This is a genomic window from Solwaraspora sp. WMMD792, from assembly GCF_029626105.1.
In the GTDB taxonomy this organism is placed as follows: Bacteria; Actinomycetota; Actinomycetes; order Mycobacteriales; family Micromonosporaceae; genus Micromonospora_E.
Window position 1 is genome coordinate 4,464,715 of record NZ_JARUBH010000009.1, and the last position, 18,746, is coordinate 4,483,460.

23 protein-coding genes are annotated in these 18,746 nt (G+C 70.7%); 7 read left to right on the plus strand and 16 right to left on the minus strand.

What is annotated here, in order from left to right; all coding sequences use genetic code 11:
- Positions 1–60: 60 nt before the first annotated feature.
- The 3 genes from O7629_RS20805 to O7629_RS20815 form a co-directional block, all read right to left on the minus strand.
- Positions 61–420 carry a hypothetical protein gene (locus O7629_RS20805; RefSeq protein WP_278171146.1) on the minus strand — a complete coding sequence of 120 codons (360 nt, stop codon included), beginning with the start codon at positions 418–420 and terminating at the stop codon, positions 61–63.
- Positions 421–455: 35 nt separating this feature from the next.
- Complete coding sequence (locus O7629_RS20810; protein WP_278171147.1) at positions 456–2,099, minus strand: 3-hydroxybutyryl-CoA dehydrogenase; 1,644 nt, start codon at positions 2,097–2,099, stop codon at positions 456–458.
- Between the two features lie 128 nt (positions 2,100–2,227).
- Complete coding sequence (locus tag O7629_RS20815; RefSeq protein ID WP_278171148.1) at positions 2,228–2,770, minus strand: FHA domain-containing protein; 543 nt, start codon at positions 2,768–2,770, stop codon at positions 2,228–2,230.
- A gap of 327 nt (positions 2,771–3,097) precedes the next feature.
- On the opposite strand from O7629_RS20815, the gene O7629_RS20820 reads away from it, so the two are divergent.
- Positions 3,098–4,600 (plus strand): aldehyde dehydrogenase family protein, encoded by a 1,503-nt coding sequence (locus O7629_RS20820; protein ID WP_278171150.1) that lies wholly within the window; start codon positions 3,098–3,100, stop codon positions 4,598–4,600.
- Between the two features lie 7 nt (positions 4,601–4,607).
- Here the strand turns inward: O7629_RS20820 and O7629_RS20825 are convergent, their stop codons facing one another.
- The gene (locus tag O7629_RS20825) at positions 4,608–5,990 is read right to left on the minus strand and encodes a DUF2786 domain-containing protein (RefSeq protein ID WP_278171152.1); all 1,383 of its coding nucleotides are present in this window, start codon (positions 5,988–5,990) and stop codon (positions 4,608–4,610) included.
- A 49-nt stretch (positions 5,991–6,039) separates the two neighbouring features.
- Complete coding sequence (gene nucS, locus O7629_RS20830; protein WP_278171154.1) at positions 6,040–6,696, minus strand: endonuclease NucS; 657 nt, start codon at positions 6,694–6,696, stop codon at positions 6,040–6,042.
- 69 nt (positions 6,697–6,765) lie between these two features.
- On the opposite strand from nucS, the gene O7629_RS20835 reads away from it, so the two are divergent.
- Entirely contained in the window at positions 6,766–7,383 is a 618-nt protein-coding gene (locus O7629_RS20835; RefSeq protein ID WP_278171155.1) for a DUF4126 domain-containing protein, read from the plus strand.
- A gap of 26 nt (positions 7,384–7,409) precedes the next feature.
- On the opposite strand, the gene O7629_RS20840 is transcribed toward O7629_RS20835, so the two are convergent.
- Genes O7629_RS20840 through O7629_RS20860 form a run of 5 tightly spaced genes read right to left on the minus strand, consistent with a single transcriptional unit; the run spans position 7,410 to position 11,054 of the window.
- On the minus strand, positions 7,410–8,153 hold the full coding sequence (locus O7629_RS20840) for an ABC transporter permease (protein WP_278171156.1): 744 nt from the start codon (positions 8,151–8,153) through the stop codon (positions 7,410–7,412).
- Positions 8,150–9,052, minus strand: a complete 903-nt coding sequence (locus O7629_RS20845) for an ABC transporter ATP-binding protein (protein WP_278171157.1) — start codon at positions 9,050–9,052, stop codon at positions 8,150–8,152. The genes O7629_RS20840 and O7629_RS20845 overlap by 4 nt, the downstream gene beginning before the upstream one ends.
- 21 nt (positions 9,053–9,073) lie before the next feature.
- Positions 9,074–9,799 (minus strand): hypothetical protein, encoded by a 726-nt coding sequence (locus O7629_RS20850; RefSeq protein ID WP_278171158.1) that lies wholly within the window; start codon positions 9,797–9,799, stop codon positions 9,074–9,076.
- Positions 9,796–10,689 (minus strand): ABC transporter ATP-binding protein, encoded by an 894-nt coding sequence (locus tag O7629_RS20855; RefSeq protein ID WP_278171161.1) that lies wholly within the window; start codon positions 10,687–10,689, stop codon positions 9,796–9,798. Before O7629_RS20855 ends, O7629_RS20850 begins: the two co-directional genes overlap by 4 nt.
- Complete coding sequence (locus tag O7629_RS20860) at positions 10,686–11,054, minus strand: GntR family transcriptional regulator (protein ID WP_278171162.1); 369 nt, start codon at positions 11,052–11,054, stop codon at positions 10,686–10,688. Before O7629_RS20860 ends, O7629_RS20855 begins: the two co-directional genes overlap by 4 nt.
- 146 nt (positions 11,055–11,200) lie before the next feature.
- Between O7629_RS20860 and O7629_RS20865 the strand changes: the two genes are divergently transcribed.
- Together O7629_RS20865 and O7629_RS20870 are read left to right on the plus strand one after the other, a co-directional pair.
- Positions 11,201–12,061 carry an ABC transporter ATP-binding protein gene (locus O7629_RS20865; protein ID WP_278171163.1) on the plus strand — a complete coding sequence of 287 codons (861 nt, stop codon included), beginning with the start codon at positions 11,201–11,203 and terminating at the stop codon, positions 12,059–12,061.
- 95 nt (positions 12,062–12,156) lie between these two features.
- Positions 12,157–12,933: an ABC transporter permease gene (locus O7629_RS20870; protein ID WP_278174610.1), complete on the plus strand. Its 777-nt coding sequence runs from the start codon at positions 12,157–12,159 to the stop codon at positions 12,931–12,933.
- Between the two features lie 324 nt (positions 12,934–13,257).
- Here the strand turns inward: O7629_RS20870 and O7629_RS20875 are convergent, their stop codons facing one another.
- Both O7629_RS20875 and O7629_RS20880 read right to left on the minus strand, forming a co-directional pair.
- Positions 13,258–13,488: a winged helix-turn-helix domain-containing protein gene (locus O7629_RS20875; protein WP_278171165.1), complete on the minus strand. Its 231-nt coding sequence runs from the start codon at positions 13,486–13,488 to the stop codon at positions 13,258–13,260.
- Between the two features lie 61 nt (positions 13,489–13,549).
- Entirely contained in the window at positions 13,550–13,744 is a 195-nt protein-coding gene (locus tag O7629_RS20880; RefSeq protein WP_278171167.1) for a hypothetical protein, read from the minus strand.
- A 377-nt stretch (positions 13,745–14,121) separates the two neighbouring features.
- Between O7629_RS20880 and O7629_RS20885 the strand changes: the two genes are divergently transcribed.
- The gene (locus O7629_RS20885; protein WP_278171169.1) at positions 14,122–14,478 is read left to right on the plus strand and encodes a DivIVA domain-containing protein; all 357 of its coding nucleotides are present in this window, start codon (positions 14,122–14,124) and stop codon (positions 14,476–14,478) included.
- Positions 14,475–15,140, plus strand: coding sequence for a GNAT family N-acetyltransferase (locus tag O7629_RS20890; RefSeq protein ID WP_278171171.1), 666 nt, complete (start codon positions 14,475–14,477; stop codon positions 15,138–15,140). Before O7629_RS20885 ends, O7629_RS20890 begins: the two co-directional genes overlap by 4 nt.
- Positions 15,141–15,153: 13 nt before the next feature.
- Here O7629_RS20890 and O7629_RS20895 read toward each other — a convergent pair whose 3' ends face one another.
- The 4 genes from O7629_RS20895 to murA form a co-directional block, all read right to left on the minus strand.
- On the minus strand, positions 15,154–15,441 hold the full coding sequence (locus O7629_RS20895) for a type II toxin-antitoxin system RelE/ParE family toxin (protein ID WP_278171173.1): 288 nt from the start codon (positions 15,439–15,441) through the stop codon (positions 15,154–15,156).
- Positions 15,438–15,725, minus strand: a complete 288-nt coding sequence (locus O7629_RS20900; protein WP_278171174.1) for a type II toxin-antitoxin system Phd/YefM family antitoxin — start codon at positions 15,723–15,725, stop codon at positions 15,438–15,440. Before O7629_RS20900 ends, O7629_RS20895 begins: the two co-directional genes overlap by 4 nt.
- A gap of 59 nt (positions 15,726–15,784) precedes the next feature.
- Positions 15,785–16,633, minus strand: coding sequence for a 3-hydroxyacyl-CoA dehydrogenase family protein (locus O7629_RS20905; protein ID WP_278171175.1), 849 nt, complete (start codon positions 16,631–16,633; stop codon positions 15,785–15,787).
- A 154-nt stretch (positions 16,634–16,787) separates the two neighbouring features.
- Positions 16,788–18,167, minus strand: coding sequence for a UDP-N-acetylglucosamine 1-carboxyvinyltransferase (gene murA / locus O7629_RS20910; protein ID WP_278171176.1), 1,380 nt, complete (start codon positions 18,165–18,167; stop codon positions 16,788–16,790).
- Here murA and O7629_RS20915 point away from each other — a divergent pair.
- Positions 18,166–18,738: a cob(I)yrinic acid a,c-diamide adenosyltransferase gene (locus O7629_RS20915; protein ID WP_278171177.1), complete on the plus strand. Its 573-nt coding sequence runs from the start codon at positions 18,166–18,168 to the stop codon at positions 18,736–18,738. The genes murA and O7629_RS20915 overlap by 2 nt on opposite strands.
- Positions 18,739–18,746: the final 8 nt, after the last annotated feature.

Sequence of the window (18,746 nt, forward strand, 5' to 3'; positions counted from 1 at the left end):
GCCAGTCTCGCACTGCCCTGACCAGCCGGCCCGTCGGGGATCAGCCGTACCCGTCGGGGATCAGCCGTAGCGGGGCGCGGAGCGGGACCGCTCGACCGCCGGCCGCCGCTGCTCGCGGGCCCGCCAGCAGCCGGAGTGCCAGTGCCGCCGGTCGGTCAGGTCGCCCCGGCCGTCCGCCGGCCAGGCGACCACGTGCGGCACACCCGGCCGGATCTCCTGCACACACCCCGGGCAACGGTACGTCTTGGTCGCCGCCGGACCGGGCACCGACCGCACCATCCAGTCGCCGTCGCTGAACGACTGCACGGCGGCGACGCCCCGGCGCACCCGCTCCGGGTCGACCGGCTCGGGCTGGCCGGGATCGCCGTGGCCGGCGCGACCGGCGGACCGGCGGGTCGGACGGTTGCGGCGCGGACTCATGATCGCAAGGGTACGTCGCCGCTGTGGCACCCTGCTCAGCCGGCGTGGTCGCGGAAACCGCCCCCGGTGCGCCGGCCGAGCCGACCGGCGGTCACCAGGTTGCGCAGCAGTGGGGCGGGTGCCAGACCGGGCTCGGGCAGCTCCCGGTGGATGGCGGTCTGGACGGCCAGCGCCACGTCCAGGCCGACGGTGTCGAGCAGCTCGAACGGCCCGGCGGGATAGCCACAGCCGAGTTTCATCGCCGCGTCGATGTCGTCCGCCGTCGAATAGTTGCTCTCCAGCATCCGGACCGCGTCGTTGAGGTACGGCAACAGCAACGCGTCGGCGATGAAGCCGGCGCGGTCGCCGCAGGTCACCGCGGTCCTACCGAGTGCCGCGCAGAGTTGGTGCGCGGCCCGCACCGCAGTCGGCGAGGTCCGGACGGTACGCACCACCTCGACCAGGCGGGCCTGCGCCGCCGGACCGCCCACGAAGTGCAGCCCGACCACGTCGGCTGGCCGGCCGGTGGCCATCGCCACGTCGATCACCGGTGCCGTCGACGGGCCGGCCACCACCACCAGGTCGACGGCGGCCAGGTCACGCACGGCCTGGTCACGCACGGCCTGGTCACGCACGGCCTGGTCACCGGGGCCGGCCGCTGGGACGCCACCGGGGTCGGCCACCGCGACGACGTCGACTCCGGCGGCGGTGAGGAACTCGGCGACGTCGGTCGCGACCGTGCCGGACCCGACCACCCCGACCGTACGCGGTGCCGGCTCACCGGCCTCGGCGCCGGCCACCGGGGTGAGGTCGTCCGGGGCGAGCCGCGACGAGCCCGGTGCCTGGTAGGTGTAGAAGCCCTGGCCGGACTTGCGGCCGAGCAGCCCGGCGGTGACCATCTGCCGCAGCAGCGGTGCGGCCGCGTGTCGGCGGTCGTGGCCACCACGCTGGTACATCGTCTCCAGCACCTGGTACGCGGTGTCCAGGCCGATCAGGTCGAGCAGCGTCAACGGGCCCATCGGCAGGCCGTGGCCCTGCTGCATGGCCGCGTCGATGTCCTCCCGGCTGGCGTACCCGGCCTCGTACATCCCGATCGCCTGGTTGAGGTACCCGAACAACAGCGCGTTCGCGATGAAGCCGGCGCGGTCGGTGACGCTCACCCCGACCTTGCCGAGCCGGGCACAGAGCGACTGGACGTCGCGGGCCACCTCCGGCGCGGTCACCACGGTGCTGATCACCTCGACCAGCCGCATCACCGGTGCCGGGTTGAAAAAGTGCAGCCCGATCACCTGGCCGGGACGTTCGGTGGCGACAGCGATCTCGGTGACGCTCAACGACGAGGTGTTGGTCGCCAGGACGGCCCCAGGTGGGCACACCCGATCGAGCTCGGCTAGCAGGCGTCGCTTGAGATCGAGCCGCTCCGGGACCGCCTCGACGGCCAGGTCGACGTCGCGGAGTGCGTCGAGTCCGACCGCGAAGGTCACCCGGGCGTGCAGTGCGTCCCGGTCGGCCGGGTCGAGTTTGCCGCGGGCGACGGCCCGGTCGGTCGACGCCGTCAGGTTGGCCCGGCCCTTGTCCAGCGCCGCCCCGTCCACCTCGACGGCGACCACGTCGACGCCGTTGCGGGCGAAGACCTCGACAATCCCGGCACCCATCGTGCCGAGCCCGACCACTCCTACGGTTTTGAACTCGCGCGCCATCTGGTCTCCGTCCGTCACCTGCGCCGGCCCCGGTGCAACGCGAGTTTGTCACGAATCGCCGCGCCGTCGTTCAGGAGAGAGCACCACGACCGCCGTCGTTCAGGAGAGAGCACCACGACCGCCGTCGTTCAGGAGAGCACCACGACCAGCCAGGTCAACCAGCCGACCAGGAAGACCCCGGCCAGCCCGGCCATCAGCAGTGTGCTGGGCCGACGGCGGGGCCGCATCGGCTGGGTGGGCTCGCCGAGCACGGTATGCAGCGGGGAACCCGGTCCGGTGGTCGGCCGCACCGGTGCGCCGGGCAGCGCCGCCGTGGCCGGCCGGGGGATCCGGGTGCCGACCGGGTCGGTGAGCGCCGAGGCCGGATCGTAGAACCGCAGTTCCACGCCGCCGATCCGGATCCGGTCGCCGTCGCGCAACTCGGTCGGCTGCCGGATCCGCAGATCGTTGACCCAGGTCCCGTTCGTCGACTCCTGGTCGGTCAGCACCGTACGGCCGCCGCCGGCCGCTATCACCGCGTGGCACCGGCTGACCTTGATGTCGTCGATGGTGATGTCCAGGCCGGCATCCCGGCCGATCACCCGGTTGCCGGGCGACAGCCGGTAGCTGGCCCCGGGAGTCGGGCCGGTGATCACCTGCAGGAGAGGTAGCAGCGACTGGTGTTCGGACATCAGCTGGTGAAGTGCCTTCCCCCCTCGACAGCGACGCACGTCGCGCCACCCGTTGCAGCCTGCCAGCTCGCGCCGACCCAGGACATGGTCCCTTGTCCGGTGTTGGTCGCCGGCCGGGTCAGGTCCACGCCACCGGTTCGACGGTGGTCCGCGACAACCGGACACCCGCCCTGACGCCAGGTGGCCAAGGCTGTCATTACATCGCCAAGAATCGAAGTCTCGCTACCCGCGAGTACCCTTCACGGCTAACCTCGGACAATACTGCGCAGCGGGCAGGCGAAGCGCTCCGGGGCCGGTGCGCAGCCGCAGCTGGCGAAGGAGGCCATGGTGACAGTGGTACGGATCCCAGGCCGGCCGGTGGTCGACGACGGGCATCTTCTCTCCTCCCACCCGGCGACCGGTGCGCAGGTGGGCCGGGTCCCGATCGCCGACCGCGATCAGGTCGCGGCGGCGGTGGCGGCGGCCCGGACCGCAGCCGACTGGTGGGTCGGGATCGGCAACGCGCAACGCCGCCGCCGGCTGCTGCGCTGGCGGTCGCTGCTCGCCACCCGGATCACCGAACTCGCCGATCTGGTCAACCGGGAGTGTGGCAAGCCGGTGGCCGAGGCGGTCGTCGAGATCGCCGCCGCGATCGAACACATCGACTGGGCGGCCCAGCACGCCAGGCGGGTGCTCGGGGTGCGGCGGACCCGCACCCGGCTGATCACCGCCGAGTTCAGCGGTCACCTGGAGTACCAGCCGCTCGGCGTGGTCGGAGTGATCGGCGCGTGGAACTACCCGGTGCTCATTCCGATCGGCCCGATCGCGTACGCGCTGGCCGCCGGCAACACGGTGGTCTTCAAACCCAGCGAGTACACCCCGGTGACCGGACAGTGGCTGGTCGACACGCTCACCGAGGCGGTCGGCGCGGAATCGGTCCTGACCGCCGTGCACGGGCTCGGCGACGTCGGCGACGCGTTGTGCCGGTCCGGCGTGGACAAGCTCTCGTTCACCGGCTCACCACGCACCGGCCGCCTGGTCATGGCGGCCTGCGCCGAGACGCTCACCCCGGTGGTGATCGAGGCCGGCGGCAAGGACGCGATGATCGTCGACGACGACGCCGACATCGACGCGGCGGCGGAGGCCTGCGTCTGGGGGGCGATGACCAACGCCGGGCAGAGCTGTATCGGCATCGAGCGGGTGTACGCGCTGGCCCCGGTGTACGACGCGTTCGTCACCGCGGTGGTGGACCGGGCCGGCCGACTGACTGTCGGTAGCGGACCGGAGGACCAGGTCGGGCCGATCGCCATGCCCGGCCAGCTCGACGTCATCCGACGGCACATCGACGACGCGCTGGCCGCCGGTGGGCGGGCGGTGCTCGGCGGTGCCGCCGCGGTGCAGCCGCCGTACGTGCATCCGACCATCCTGGTCGACGTGCCGCCCGACTGCACCGCCGTCCGTGAGGAGACCTTCGGACCGACCGTCACGATCCACCGGGTCGGATCCATCGATGAGGCGATCGCGGCGGCCAACGACACCCGCTACGGGTTGGGCGGCGCGGTCTTCGGCAAGCGGCGGGGGATCGCCGTCGCCCGCCGGTTCCGCAGTGGAATGGTGTCGATCAACTCGGTGCTCACCTTCGTCGGGTTCAGTGAGCTGCCGTTCGGTGGGATTGGTGAGTCGGGTTTCGGCCGGGTGCACGGTGAAGACGGGCTGCGGGAGTTCTCCCGGTCCAAGGCGATCACCCGACGCCGGGCACCGTCGGTGCTGCCGACGATGACGTTCGAGCGGACCCCGACCGACGTGGCCCGTATCGTCAAGGTGATCAAGCTGCGGTACGGCCGCGACTGATCGCGGGTCAGCCGGCGATCGGCTGGTGCGCGCCGAGGCTGGCCTGGTCGGCGGCGGTGGTGCCGGCGATCCACCCGGCCCGGTTGTGGCCGGCGATCGACCGGCTGGTCACCGTCGGGAAGAGCCGCTCGGTGGCCCGGTCCACCTGCTCGTCGCGGGCCGCCAGCACCGGCACCAGCGCGGTGCCGGTCCGCGCGGCCGCCTCCCGGCCGACGTCGTCGGCGGTGGTACGCAACCGCTGCCCGATCCGCACCGCGTACGCCTCCAGGAAGGACTGGCGGAACGACCGGGTGGTCGACTGCCCGCCCCGGCCACGCTGCGGGCCGTTGCGCAGCATCGCCGCGGTGGCCTGTACCAGCAGCGAGGTGTGCAGCAACTCGACCGACTCGCAGTCGGCGGCGAACCCGACGACGGTGGCGAAGCCGAGATTGTTGGACCACACCGACCGGCAGCCGTTCGCCTCGGCGACCTGCTGCAGCAGCAACGCCTTGGCCTGCTCGTACGGTGCCTCCAGGCCGATCCGTACGGCCACCGGGTCGGCCTGTGGCCCGCCGGCACCGGTCTGCTGCGCGGCGAGCAGCGCATGGTCGATGCGGTGCCGGGTCATCAGCTCCTGGGCCTTGGCCGACAGTGCTTCGGCCTCCTCCGCGAATTCGGTCGACTCGGCCTTGGCCAGCAACGCCCGGATCCGGCCGAGCTGCCGCTCGTCCACGTCCTCGGTCGCGGACGGGGCCGCAGCGGTCGGCCGCTGGCGCTGCGGCCCGTCGTCGCCGGGGCGGACCGTGCCGGGCAGCGGGGCCACCAGCTCCAGTCTCGGCAGGCCGATCAGCAGCCCGGCCACCCGCACCGCGAGCAGCACGGCGGCGGCCCGGTCCAGCTTGGACCCGGCCGCCCAGGTGGTCAGCCGGTGGTCGGGCGGGTCGGCCCCCCACACGTCGAGGTCGAGATCACGCAGTTGGCGGTGCCAGCGGTCGGCGACCGTCGCCGGCGCGTACCCGCGCAGCTGCGCCGCGACGTACCCGGCGGTCAGGCTCACCGCCCGCTTGCCGAGCTCGCGGCCGGCCACCCGCAGCACGTCGGCCGGCATCCAGCCGTGGCCCCACAGCCCGGCGGCCACCTGCCGCAACGCCTCGTCAACCGCCTGGTCCACCAGCCGGTCGTCGGCTGCGACCAGCGCGGCCACGCACTCGTCGAGGTCGTCCGGTCGGTCGGCCGTCGCCAGTCGGGCCGCCCGACGCAGCAGCTCGTCGACCCGCTGCGCCTCGGTCGGTGGCTGGTAGAAACCGAACCCGTCGGGGTAGGCCGCGCCGGCGGCCTGCGCCCGTTGGCGTTGCCGCTGCTCCCTGGCCTTCTTCTTGGCGGCTCGACGTTGCTGGTTGCGCACACCCATCGGCGGACTCCAGAAACTCGGTGTCGGAGCTGGTCAAACTTCGGGCTGGTCAGAACAGGGTGAGTTCGTCCCGTTCGATGCCCCGTAGCTTGTCGTAGTCGACCACCACGCACCGGATACCACGGTCCTCGGCCAGCACCCGGGCCTGCGGTTTGATCTCCTGTGCAGCGAAGATGCCGGTCACCGGCGCCAGCAGCGGATCCCGGTTGAGCAGTTCGAGGTAACGGGTCAGCTGCTCGACACCGTCGATCTCGCCCCGCCGCTTCACCTCGACCGCGACGCTCGCCGCACCGTCGCGACAGAGCAGGTCCACCGGGCCGATCGCGGTCATGTACTCCCGCCGCACCAGGGTGAAATCGTCACCGAAGGTGGTCGGGTTGGCGGCAAGCAGTTCCTGGAGATGCGCCTCCACCCCGTCCTTGCGCAGACCGGGGTCGACACCCAGGTCGTACGACATCTCCTGAAGAATCTCCTCCAGGGTGATCCGCAGCTCCTCGCCGGCCTTGTTGACCACCCGCCACATACCCGGCGTCTCCTCCAGCCGGCATGGTGGGCTCATCCAGTTCAGCGGCTTGTACGCCCGGTCGTCGGCGTGAATCGAGACCGATCCGTCCGCTTTGACCATCAACAGCCGGGTGGCCGGCGGCAGATGTGCCGAGAGCCGACCGACATAGTCCACCGAGCATCGAGCAATCACCAGCCGCACCCGACGAGGGTAGCGCCAGCGGTGCCCGCGTACCGCGCAGGGCTGGCGCGGCGGTGCGATCCTGGTGACGTGTTCGAACTGCTGACCGGGACCGGGCTGGCCGCATCCGCAGGGCTCAACGCCTACATCCCGCTGCTGACCGTCGGCGTGCTCGCCCGCTACACCAGCCTGATCACGCTGCCGGACGGCTGGCAGTGGATGTCCGACGAATGGGTGCTGGGCATCCTCGCCGTCCTGCTGGTTGTCGAGGTCGTCGCCGACAAGGTGCCGGTCGTCGACCACGTCAACGACGTGGTGCAGACGGTCGTCCGGCCGACCGCCGGCGGGCTGGCGTTCGGAGCGGGGTCGGCGTCGGAGACGGTGACGGTCAGCGACCCCGGGGAGTTCTTCTCCTCGGACCAGTGGGTTCCGGTGCTGGTCGGTGTGCTGATCGCGCTCGGCATACATCTACTCAAGGCGACCGCCCGACCGGTGATCAACACCGCCACCGCCGGGATCGGCGCGCCGGTGGCGAGCACTGCCGAGGACGCGACCAGCGTGGTGATGTCGTTCGTCGCGATCCTGCTGCCCGTCCTGGTGCTGGTCTTCCTGGTGGCATTGCTGATCGGCGGGCCGCTGCTGATCCGCCGGGCCCGGCAGCGCCGCCGGGAGCGGCGGGCGGCCCGGGCCGCCGGATACCGGGTCTGACCGGACACCCCGCGCCACGCGCCGCTTCACCGCCAGCGGAACAAGCGGGCCGCCAGGGCACCGACCACCGCCAGGTAGCCGACCATCACCAGCAGGTGCAGCGGACGAACCGCCTGCCCGGCCCAGCTGGCCTGCAAGGCCTGGCTCAGCGCGCCGAGCGGGGTGAGGTCGCTCAGCCGGCGGATCGTCTCGGGCATCATCGGCCCCGGGGTCCACACCCCGGCGAAGAACAGCATCGGGAAGTAGACCAGCATGCCGATGGCGTTCGCCGCCCGTCCGGTCGACGCCAGCGCCGCGATCAGCAACCCGACCGTGAAGGTGGCCGCCCCGCCCAGCAGGAACACGCCGAGGAAGCTCACCGGGTGCTCGGGCAGCGGCACCCGGAACGCGACCGTCGCCGCGGCGACGGCCAGACCGACCGCGAGCGTCGTCGCGGCCACCGAGACCAGCAACTGGGCACCGAGCAGCTTCGCCGGGCGTACCGGGGTGGTGGCCATCCGGCGCAGCACCCCGCGTTCCCGGTACCCGGCCATGGTCGTCGGCAGGGAGTTGATCGCGACACCGGCGACCGCCAGCGCGACCACCACCGGCAGGTAGATGTCGATCGGACGCAGGCCGGCGAGCTCCGGGACGGGGGTACGGAAGCCCGGCATCACCACACCCAGCACGACGATCAGCAGCATCGGGAAGGCCAGCGACATCACGATCGCCGCCGGGTCCCGCAGGAACAGTTTGGCCTCCATCACGGTGAGCCGGCGTAGCGCGGTCACCGGTCACCTCCGGTGAGGGCGAGGAACGCGTCGTCCAACGTCGCCTGCTGCAGGCGCAGCTCGCGTGGCGTGACGCCGTGCCGGGACAGCGCCGCCGCGACGGCGAAGAACAGCTCCGCACCGCCGTCGACGACGACCTCACGACCGTCGATGGTCGCGGCGGTGACCTCCGGCAGCTCGGTCAGCAGGGCGAGGTCGAGCGGTCGGTCCGGGACGAACCGGATCCGCTGCCCGCTGTCGACGCTGGCGGCCAGCCCGGCCGGGGTGTCGAGGGCGACCACCCGGCCGGCGTCGATCACCGCGACCCGGTCGCAGAGCCGCTCCGCCTCCTCCATCAGATGCGTGACCAGCACCAGGGTGACGCCCCGGTTGCGGACCGATTCGACAAGTCCCCAGGTGTCCCGGCGGGCCGCCGGGTCCAGCCCGGTGGTCAGCTCGTCGAGGAACGCCACCTTCGGGTCGCCGACCAGGGCCAGGGCGACGGACAGGCGCTGCTTCTGCCCGCCGGAGAGCTGGCCGAAGCGGGCGTCGTGCCGGGCGGACAGGCCGAGCAGGTCGAGCAGTTCCCGCCAGTCGGCCGGCTGCCGGTAGAAGGAGCTGTAGAGCTCCAGCGCCTCCCACACCTTGATCCGCTCCGGCAGCTGGCTCTCCTGCAGCTGCGCCCCGAGTTGCTGGCGCAGCCGCGCGCCGTCGCGCTGCGGGTCCAGGCCGAGCACCCGTACGGTGCCCCGGTCCGGCCGGCGCAGCCCGAGCGCGCACTCCACAGTGGTGGTCTTGCCGGCACCGTTACGGCCGAGGATCCCGAAGATCTCCCCCTCATCGACGGTGAACGACACGTCGTCCACCGCGATCAGGTCGCCGTACCGCTTGTGCAGATGCTCGATCTCGATGACGGACATGGCGTCGCTCCTCAGCTCTCCTCAGCCGGAGATCTTCTTCAGTGGCAGCCGGCGGACCAGCAGCCAGGTGACGGCACCGGCGACCAGCAGGGTCAGCAGCGCGATCGCCGTCCCGGTGCCAGCGTGTGCCTCGTCGTCAAGGCCGAGCATCCGGGCGAGGCCGAACCCGGTCCATTCGGTACGGAAGCCGATCTCGACGACGAACGCCGGCAGCAGCACCACTGGCAGCAGCAACGTCCCCCACCAGGGATTGAGCAGGTGGTAGACGATCGCGGTCAGTACCCCGGCCGCCATGTAGCCCAGGTTGACCAGGCTGTACTCCAGCCAGATCGCGGCGGCGTCGCCTGCCGAACCGACCAGGTACGGCTCGGTGAGCCCGTCGAGCAGACCGAAGACGTCGAGGGTCAGGTATTCGAGGCCGAAGCCGAGCGTCGTCAGGGTGGAGAAGCCGAGGGCGTACGGCACGAGGAAGCCCCAGGAGCCGATCAGCGCGTCCCGCCGGGTGACGCCGTGGGCGACGAACATCGGCAGGTAGGTGCCGACGGCGATGATGCCGAACACGAAGGTGAACCAGCGCGGTGCCTGCAGGCCCATGTTCTGCCACATGCTCGCTTCGACCGTGCCGAACCTGGCGATCAGGCCGATGACCACGGCCCAGACCAGGTAGATGATCGTCCAGTACCACCCGGCCAGCGGCAGCGACCGGCGCAGCAGCGTACGGGTGACCTTCCAGGCGGTGGCGTTCATCGCCGGGCCTCCTTGTCCGTGGTGTCCGCCGTGAGGTGTACGAACAGGTCCTGCAGCCCGATCGGGCCGAGCTCCAGGCCGGCGGCGCGGGCGGCGGCCCGGTCGCCGTCGTCGATGGCCCCGAAGACGGTGGTGGACCGGGTGCCGCCGAGCTGCTGGCTGCCGAGCACGGTGCGTCCGGCGACGAACGTGTCGACGGCGGCGGCCGGGCCGGTCACCGCCGTCCCCCGGGCGCGCAGCGTCTCGGTCTCCTCGTGGGCGACCAGCCGGCCCCGGTGCAGCACCACCACCTCCTCGAACAGCGACCCGACCTCCTCGATCAGGTGGGTGGAGAGCACGATGGTGCGCGGGTGCGCGAGGTAGTCGTTGAGCACTTCCTCGTAGAAGGCGTACCGGCTGGGGGCGTCGAGGCCGAGGTAGGCCTCGTCGAAGATGGTCAGCGGCGCCCGGGCAGCCAGCCCGAGGGTGACGCTGAGCGCCGACTTCATGCCCCGGCTCAGGCCGTTGAGTCGCTTACGCATCGGCAGGTCGAAGCGCTCGACCAGGCGGGCGGCGTAGTCGGCGTCCCAGTTGGGCCGCAGTGTCGCGGCGAGGTCCAGGATGCAGCTGACCCGGTCGGTGTCCTGGGCGTCGACCTTGTCCCGGACGAAGGCGATCTGCGACATGATCGCCGCGTTCTCGAACGGGTCCTCACCGCCGATCCGCACCGTCCCGCTGGTCGCCTGCCGGAAAGCGGACAGTACGGCGAGCAGGCTGGTCTTGCCGGAGCCGTTGCGGCCGAGTAGTCCGTAGATCTTGCCCGGGGCGAGAGTGAGGTCGAGCGAGTCGACGGCGACGGTGTCGCCGTAGCGGACGGTGAGGTCGTGGGTCTCGATGCCCAGGCCGGTCACTGGTGTTCCCCTTCTGCTGCATGTTGAATGCGGGCGACGACCTCGGTCAACGGGATGCCGATGATCCGGGCCTCGGTGACCATCGGGTCGACAACCTCGGTGAAGAACCGGTCGCGGCGTTGGCCGCGCAGCGTCTCGCGGGCGTTGGGGCTGACGAACATGCCGATGCCCCGCTTCTTGAACAGCACGCCCTCGTCGATGAGCTGATGGAAGCCCTTGGCGGCGGTGGCGGGGTTGATCCGGTAGTAGCTGGCGTACTGGTTGGTGGACATGACCTGCTCGCCCTCCTGCAGCGCCCCGCTCAGGATGTCGCTTTTGATCTTGTCGGCTATCTGCTGATAGATCGGACTTCGATCATCGAACACGGGAGCACCTCTGGTTCACTGGTTCGTTACTCGTGTAATGAACCGTAGCACCGAGGAACCAACCCAGTCCAGCCCGCCAGCGGTGTCCGTCACCACCACGACACCCGGACGCCTTCCCCCGCACGGCAGGGGCGATAGTTGACGCCATGAGCGACAAGGCGGCGGACCAGCCGGCCATCGAGGTACGCGGGCTGCGCAAGATGTACGCCGGGACACCGGCGGTGGACGGGGTCGACCTGACCGTGCGGCGCGGCGAGGTGTTCGCTCTGCTCGGCCCGAACGGCGCTGGCAAGACCACCACCGTCGAGATCCTGGAGGGCTACCGCCGCCGCGACGCCGGCGAGGTGCGGGTGCTCGGCGTCGACCCCGACCCTGGTACGCCGCAGTGGCGCTCCCGGATCGGCATCGTGCTGCAGGGCACCGGCGAGTTCGACGAGTTGACCGTCGCCGAGGTCGTCGGCCACTTCGCCGCGTTCTACCCGGTACCGGACGACCCGGCGGCGGTGATCGACCGGGTCGGCCTGTCCGCCAAGGCCCGCGCCCGCACCCACACGCTGTCCGGCGGGCAGAAGCGTCGTCTGGACGTGGCGCTCGGCATCGTCGGCCGACCGGAGCTGCTCTTCCTCGACGAGCCGACCACCGGCTTCGACCCGGAGGCCCGCCGTGAGTTCTGGGAGCTGATCCGGTCACTCGCCGGTGCCGGCACCACCATCCTGCTGACCACCCACTACCTGGACGAGGCCGAAGCCCTCGCCGACCGGGTCGGCGTGATCGCCGCCGGTCGGCTCGTCGAGGTGGCACCCCCGGCCGAGCTGGGTGGCCGGCGGGACGCCCTGGCCACCGTCTCCTGGCGTACCGCCGACGGGACGGCGCATCGCGAGGAGAGCGCCACGCCGACGAAGCTGGTCGCCGAGCTGGCCGCGCGCTTCGACGGCGAGGTGCCCGGTCTGACCGTCACCCGGCCCACCCTGGAAGACGTCTACCTGCGGATGATTGGACACAAGTGAACGCGACCACCGGCGGCACCGCCGGCGCTGTAACCTCTCCAGCGGCCGGCGCCCCCGGCACCTCGGCGGCCGTCACCCGGGTCGGGCCGGCGCGGCTGGGGCTGCGGCAGGGCAAGTTGGAGATCCGGCAGTTCATGCGCAGCCGCGAGTCGGTCGTCTTCACGATGGCCTTCCCGGTCATCATGATCCTGATCTTCGCGTCGATCTTCACCGGCGAGATCACCGACGGCGTCCGGTTCACCCAGTACTTCATCACCGGCATGATCGCCACCGGGCTGATGACCGTCGGGTTCCAGAGCCTGGCCATCCAGATCCCGATCGAGCGGGACCGGGGTGTACTCAAGCGGCTGCGCGGCACCCCGATGCCGAAATGGGTCTACTTCGCCGGCAAGGTCATCATGGTGGCGGTGATCGGGTTCGCCGAAACGGTGCTCCTGCTGGCCGTTGCGACCCTGCTGTTCGACCTGCAGCTGCCGGACACGGCGTTCAAGTGGTTCACCCTGGGCTGGGTGTCGGTGCTCGGCATCACCGCCTGCACGCTGTGCGGCATCGCGTTCTCGTCGCTGGCCCGCAGCGGCCGCAGCGCCTCGGCGGTGGCCACCCCGGTGTCACTGGTGCTGCAGTTCACTTCCGGCGTCTTCTTCGTCTTCACCGCGCTGCCCGGCTGGATGCAGCAGATCGCCGCGCTGTTTCCGCTCAAGTGGATGTGCCAGGGGCTGCGCTCGGTCTTCCTGCCGGAAGCTTTCGGCACGCAGGAGCCGGGCGGCTCGTTCGAGCTCGGCATGGTCGCGCTGGTGCTCGCCATCTGGTGCGTCATCGGCCTGGTGCTCTGCCTGACCACGTTCCGCTGGACCACCAAACGCGACGGCTGACTCCCGGGGCACCAAGGTGCGCGCCGAGGCTTGATGCCTCAGGTGCATCTTGATGCACCTGAGGCATCAAGCTCAACCGGTACCCCAACCCCGCGAGGCGACACGACCGCCGACACCCCAGCCATCGACACCGCGGAGTGGCGCGTGTCAACGGTCTCTTGATCTCGTAGGCGCCCCAGGCACCCGGATGGCACGGGCGCGGTGAACATGACTCTCGTGGGTCCAGGTCAGCCCCGGTGGCGCGGATCATCATCCTCGCCTTGCCGAACCGCTATCGAGGTGAGGCCTACGCACGTTATTTCCGCGTTTTAACGTGCGTAGGCCTCACCTCGATGGGCCAGTGGAGTCGCTGACATAGACGCCGCGTCCCTGCTGGCCGTACACGAGGCGTTCTGCCTTGAGCTGGATCATCACAAAACGGATGACCGTCTCGCTCACGTCATAGTGCGCCATGAGTTGACGGGTGGTCGGCAACCTGTCGCCAGGCTTGAGGACTCCGCTGCGGATCTGCTCGGCGATGTCGGTGGCGATCTGCTGGTACAGCGGCGTAGCCATCGGCGCTCCCTCGGTCGGCAGCCTCAAGACACCACACGCCGGGGATCGGCGGTCAGCGTGGTCAGTCCTCGCGCTGGCTCGGCCGGTTGGCGGCGATCCAGGCCGCCACCTCGTCACGGCTCCAGATCCGCATCCGGCCGTTGCCCACCACGTCGATCGGCTCGGGGAATCCTGGCCGGCGAACGATCTCCACGGCCCTCGTCCGCGACACGCCGCCGAGCATCGTGGCGATGTCTGCCAGGGCGACGAGCTTCACGACCTGAACGTAGGTCGGCAAGGTGTTACTACTTCAGCACTTACCGACTTGACACTGTCGAAGTGATAAGTGAGGCTGTTGGGCACACAGATGAGCCCGTGAGTGACAGCGGTCGGGGCGGGTAGCGAGTCACGCCGCTGGGCGTCCCGGCCCCGAAGGTTCGCCCTGGTCGCCGTACCGCCGAGGAGGGCTGCGGCGACCGGGGTGGGGTGGCCCGCCGGCATCGGCAAGCGGCAGGGCCACCCCGTCCACCCGTCACCGGCAACCCGGCACACGAATGAACGGAACCCGCAGCAGCGGCAGCAGCGAGCAATGGGGAGGAACACCAGATGCGTGAACTGTGACGCCGGTGGCAGGTCCGCCGGCAACGACGCGCGATGGCCGCCACACCACCGGCGTCCTGGCCCGCCGGCAGCGCCACCGGCGTCTACCGGACACCCGGCAACCCCGCCGGCCACAACCAACGCGGGTCGGCGTACCGGCCGATCCGGCCCTGGCAGGTCCGCAGCCACCGCTTCCCGACGGTCCCCCGGCGTGGCGGCGGCCGGGGCCTGGACCCCGGCGAGGTCGCCGCGTTCCTCGACCGCGTCGCTCACGATCTTGGCATCGTGTACGCCGAACTCGAACGCACCTGGGAACAGAACGACCGGATCAAGGACGCGCTGCGCCGCTGGCAGTCCGCCCAGGCAACGCCCACTCGGCACGGCGTCTACCAGGCCGGCGCGCGCCGGTGACCGGGTCGACGCCGGTCGCCGGCAGCAGTGGCGGTCCGGCGCTGACCGTACGGACCGCCACGGCCGCCGACGTCGAACCCCTGGCCGAGTTGCTGGCACAGGCGTGCGTACTGGACCCGGTGGTGTCCTGGCTGATCAACGACCACGCGTTGCGGTACCTGACGATGCACCGGTTCTTCACCGCCGAGCTGGAGTACGCCGTACGGCACGGCATCGTCGACGTGGTCGGGCACTGCGACGGCGTGGCGATCTGGTACCCGCACCCGGCAGACCGGCTCCTGTCGGCGGAACATCAGCGGCGCAGATTGCGGGCCTGCGGCGACCACCACGGACCGTACGCGCACTACACCTACACCGCCGGCCGCCTGGAACCGACCGGTCGGCACCACCACCTGGCATTCCTGGCCGCCGCGCCCTGGCTACGCCGCCAAGGCATCGGGTCGGCGCTGCTCGCCGCGCATCATGCCCGGCTGGACCGGATCGGCATGCCGGCGGTGGTCGAGGCGAGCAGCCAGCGGCAGCGGGCGTTCCACGAACGCCACGGCTACCGCGTCGTACGGGTGGCGCACCTGCCGGCCGGCGGGCCGCCGCTGTCGGCGATGCGCCGCTCCGGCGACCCGGTCGACCAACCACCCCTGGCGGCGGCGCTGCGCGTCAGCTGAACCGATGCGATCGTTACGGGCGGTGAACATCCGCTCGGTGGTCGATGCGGGTGACATGAACCGTTCGGTTGTCCTCGTCGATCCGGTAGACCACCCGATACGCGCCGCGTCGTGCCGAGTGATAACCGGTCAGTTCGCGGGTCAACGGCTTGCCGACCACATGGGGCCTTTCCAGTAGCGGGCCGGTCAGGAACTGACCGACGGCCATCGCGACGGCCAGCGGCAGGCCGACAGGTGGTCCCTCGGTCAGGGCTCGCCGGGCAGCGGGCGCTACGGAGAGTCGGTACGCCTCGTCGCTCACTGCTGTTCGCGCTCCGCGCGGTCAGCAAGCTGGCGCAGTAGTTCGTCAGCGTCGACGCCGTGGCCAGCGGCGATGTCAGCCTCAGCCTGCCGGATCTCCTCCACTGCGCCAGGCGTGGACAACAGGTCGAGGGTCTCCTCGAGGGCCTCCAGGTCAGACACCGACATGATGACCGCTTCAGGTCGTCCGTTTCGGGTGATCACCACCCGCTCGTGGGTATCACGGACCTCATCGAGGACGGCAGACAGCCTTGCCTTGGCGTCCGCGAGCGGAATAGTAGCCATGACTACTATTCTAGTCACGAACCTCGGTCACGTTGCCATGTCAGTAGCTGGCGTCGAGGTCAGTAGGTGTAGAAGCCCTGGCCGGTCTTGCGGCCCAGGTCGCCGGCGGTGACCATGCGCTGCAGCAGCTCCGGCGGGAAGAACTTCTCGTCGGCGGTGTCGGCGTAGATGTTCTTCGCCGCGTGCAGCAACACGTCCGCGCCGGTCAGGTCGGTAGTGGCCAGCGGCCCCATCGCGTGACCGAAGCCCAGCTTGCAGGCGGTGTCGAGATCCTCGGCGGAGACCACGCCGGACTCGACGAGCTTGACCGCCTCGACGACCAGCGCGGCGATCAGCCGGGTGGTGACGAAGCCGGCGATGTCCCGGTTGACCACCACGCAGGTCTTGCCGATCTCCTCGGCGAACGCCTTCGCGGTGGCCAGCGTCGCGTCCGAGGTCTTGTAGCCGCGGACCAGCTCGCACAGCTTCATCATCGGCACCGGGGAGAAGAAGTGGGTACCGACCACCGATTCGGGGCGTTCGGTGACCGCGGCGATCTGGGTCACCGGGATCGCCGACGTGTTGGTGGCCAGCACCGCGTCCGCCTTGCAGATCTTGTCGAGTGCCCGGAACACCTCGTGCTTGATCTCGATGCGCTCGAAGACGGCCTCGACGACGACGTCCGCGTCGGCCGCTGCCTCCAGCTCGGTGGTGGTGGTGATCCGGCCCATCGTCGACTCGACGTCATCGGCGCTGATCACGCCCTTGCCGGCGAACTTGTCCAAGGACTGGCGGATGCCGGCGACGCCCCGGGAGGTCGCCGCGTCGTCCAGGTCGCGCAGGATGACCTGCCAGCCCGCCTGGGCGGCAACCTGGGCGATGCCCGAGCCCATCAACCCCGCGCCGATCACTGCCAGCTGACCTGCCATCTCTGCATCTCCTCGTCCACGCGCCTCGACCGGATGTGCCAGCTGGCAGCTTATCCGGCGCACCTGAACGATCGCTAACCCGGTAGGGGCGGTCGGCCGCTGGCCGTTCGACACACCCAGCGGTCAGCCGCTGGCCGTACGGCACACCCAGCGGTCAGCCGGCCGGTGCCCCGGACAGCCGCTGCACCTGGACGCCGAGCGAGCACAGGTCGGCCACATAGTTCGGGTAGCCCCGGTCGATGTGGTGCACGTCGGCGATCTCGGTGACCCCTTCGGCGCACAGCCCGGCGATCACCAGCCCGGCTCCGGCCCGGATGTCGGTCGCCCGTACCCGGCCGCCGACCAGCCGCTCCCGGCCGCGTACCACCGCGTGATGGCCGTCGGTCCTGATGTCCGCGCCCAGCCGCAGCAGTTCGTCGACGAACTGGAACCGGCCGTCGAAGATGTTCTCGGTGACCAGCGACGCCCCCTCGCTGACCGAGGCCAGGCCGATCGCCATCGGCAGCAGGTCGGTGGCGAAGCCGGGGAACGGCAGGGTGACCACGTCCACCGCCCTCGGCCGACGTTCCATCCGTACCCGGAACCCGTCGCCGGTGGTGTCGACGGTGGCCCCGGAGGCCGCCACCTTGTCGAGGGCGACCGCCAGGAACGACGGGTCGACGCCGCGTACGGTGACGTCGCCGCGGGTCATCGCGGCGGCGAACGCCCAGGTGCCGGCGACGATCCGGTCGCCGATGGTGGAGTGGCGGACCGGCCGCAGCTCCGGCACGCCCTCGATCCGCAGGGTGGCGGTGCCGGCACCGTCGATCTGGGCGCCCATCTCGGTGAGCATCGCGCAGATGTCGACGATCTCCGGCTCGCGGGCCGCGTTGTCGATCTCGGTGGTCCCATCAGCCAGCACCGCCGCCATCACCAGGTTCTCGGTGGCGCCGACGCTCGGAAAGTCCAGCCAGATCGTCGCGCCGTGCAGACCCCGCGCGGCCGAGGCGACGACCAGGCCGTCGGCGGCGGAGATCTCGGCGCCCATCCGGGCCAGGCCGGCCACGTGCATGTCAAGCCCGCGCGAGCCGATCGCGTCCCCGCCCGGCTGGGCGACGCTGACGCGTCCGCACCGGGCCAGCAGCGGGCCGAGTACGCAGATCGACGCCCGCAGCCGGCGGACCAGATCGACGTCGGGCTGACAGCTGGGTGCCGGCGGCACGTCGATGATCACCGTGTCGGCGCGTGGCGAGCCGGCAACCGGCAGCGGCTCGGACTCGCTCATGGTGACTTCGCAGCCGAGTCCGCGCAGCACGTCGGCCATGATGGCGATGTCGGTGATCCGCGGCACGTTCCCGATCACCGTCCGGCCCGGTGCCAGCAACGCCGCCGCCATCAGTTTCAACGCCGAGTTTTTCGCACCCTCCACCGGGACCGTCCCGGCGAGCCGACTACCGCCGCCGACCCGGATGACGTCCCCGGACGCCGCCGGCAGCAGAGCAGGCTCGACGGTGGTGCTACCGGCGCGGCTGAGAATCCGTACCCTGTCGCTCATGGCCGTCCACCTCACCCGCATCTACACCAAGGCCGGGGACACCGGCACGACCAGGTTGAGCAACAACGAACAGGTCGCCAAGACCGACCCGCGCATCTGCGCGTACGCCGACGTCGACGAATGCAACGCCGCGCTCGGTGTCGCCCTCGCCCTCGGCGATCTCGACGAGACGCTGCGTGGGATGCTCGGGCAGATCCAGAACGACCTGTTCGACGTCGGCGCCGACCTGGCCACCCCGGTCGAGCCGGAACCGGCGTACCCGCCGCTGCGGGTGACCGAGGCGTACGTCACCCGGCTGGAGGGATGGTGCGACGAGCACAACTCACGGCTGGCCAAGCTCGACTCCTTCGTCCTGCCAGGCGGTACCCCCGGTGCCGCGCTGCTCCACGTGGCCCGCACCGTCGCTCGGCGGGCCGAGCGTTCGGCATGGGCGCTGATCACCCACGAACCGGAACGAACTAGTGCTCTTCCGGCAAAGTATCTCAATCGTCTCTCGGATCTGCTCTTCATCTTGTCCAGAACCGCAAACCCGGACGGCGACGTGCTGTGGAAACCGGGCGGCGGGCGCTGATCTCGACA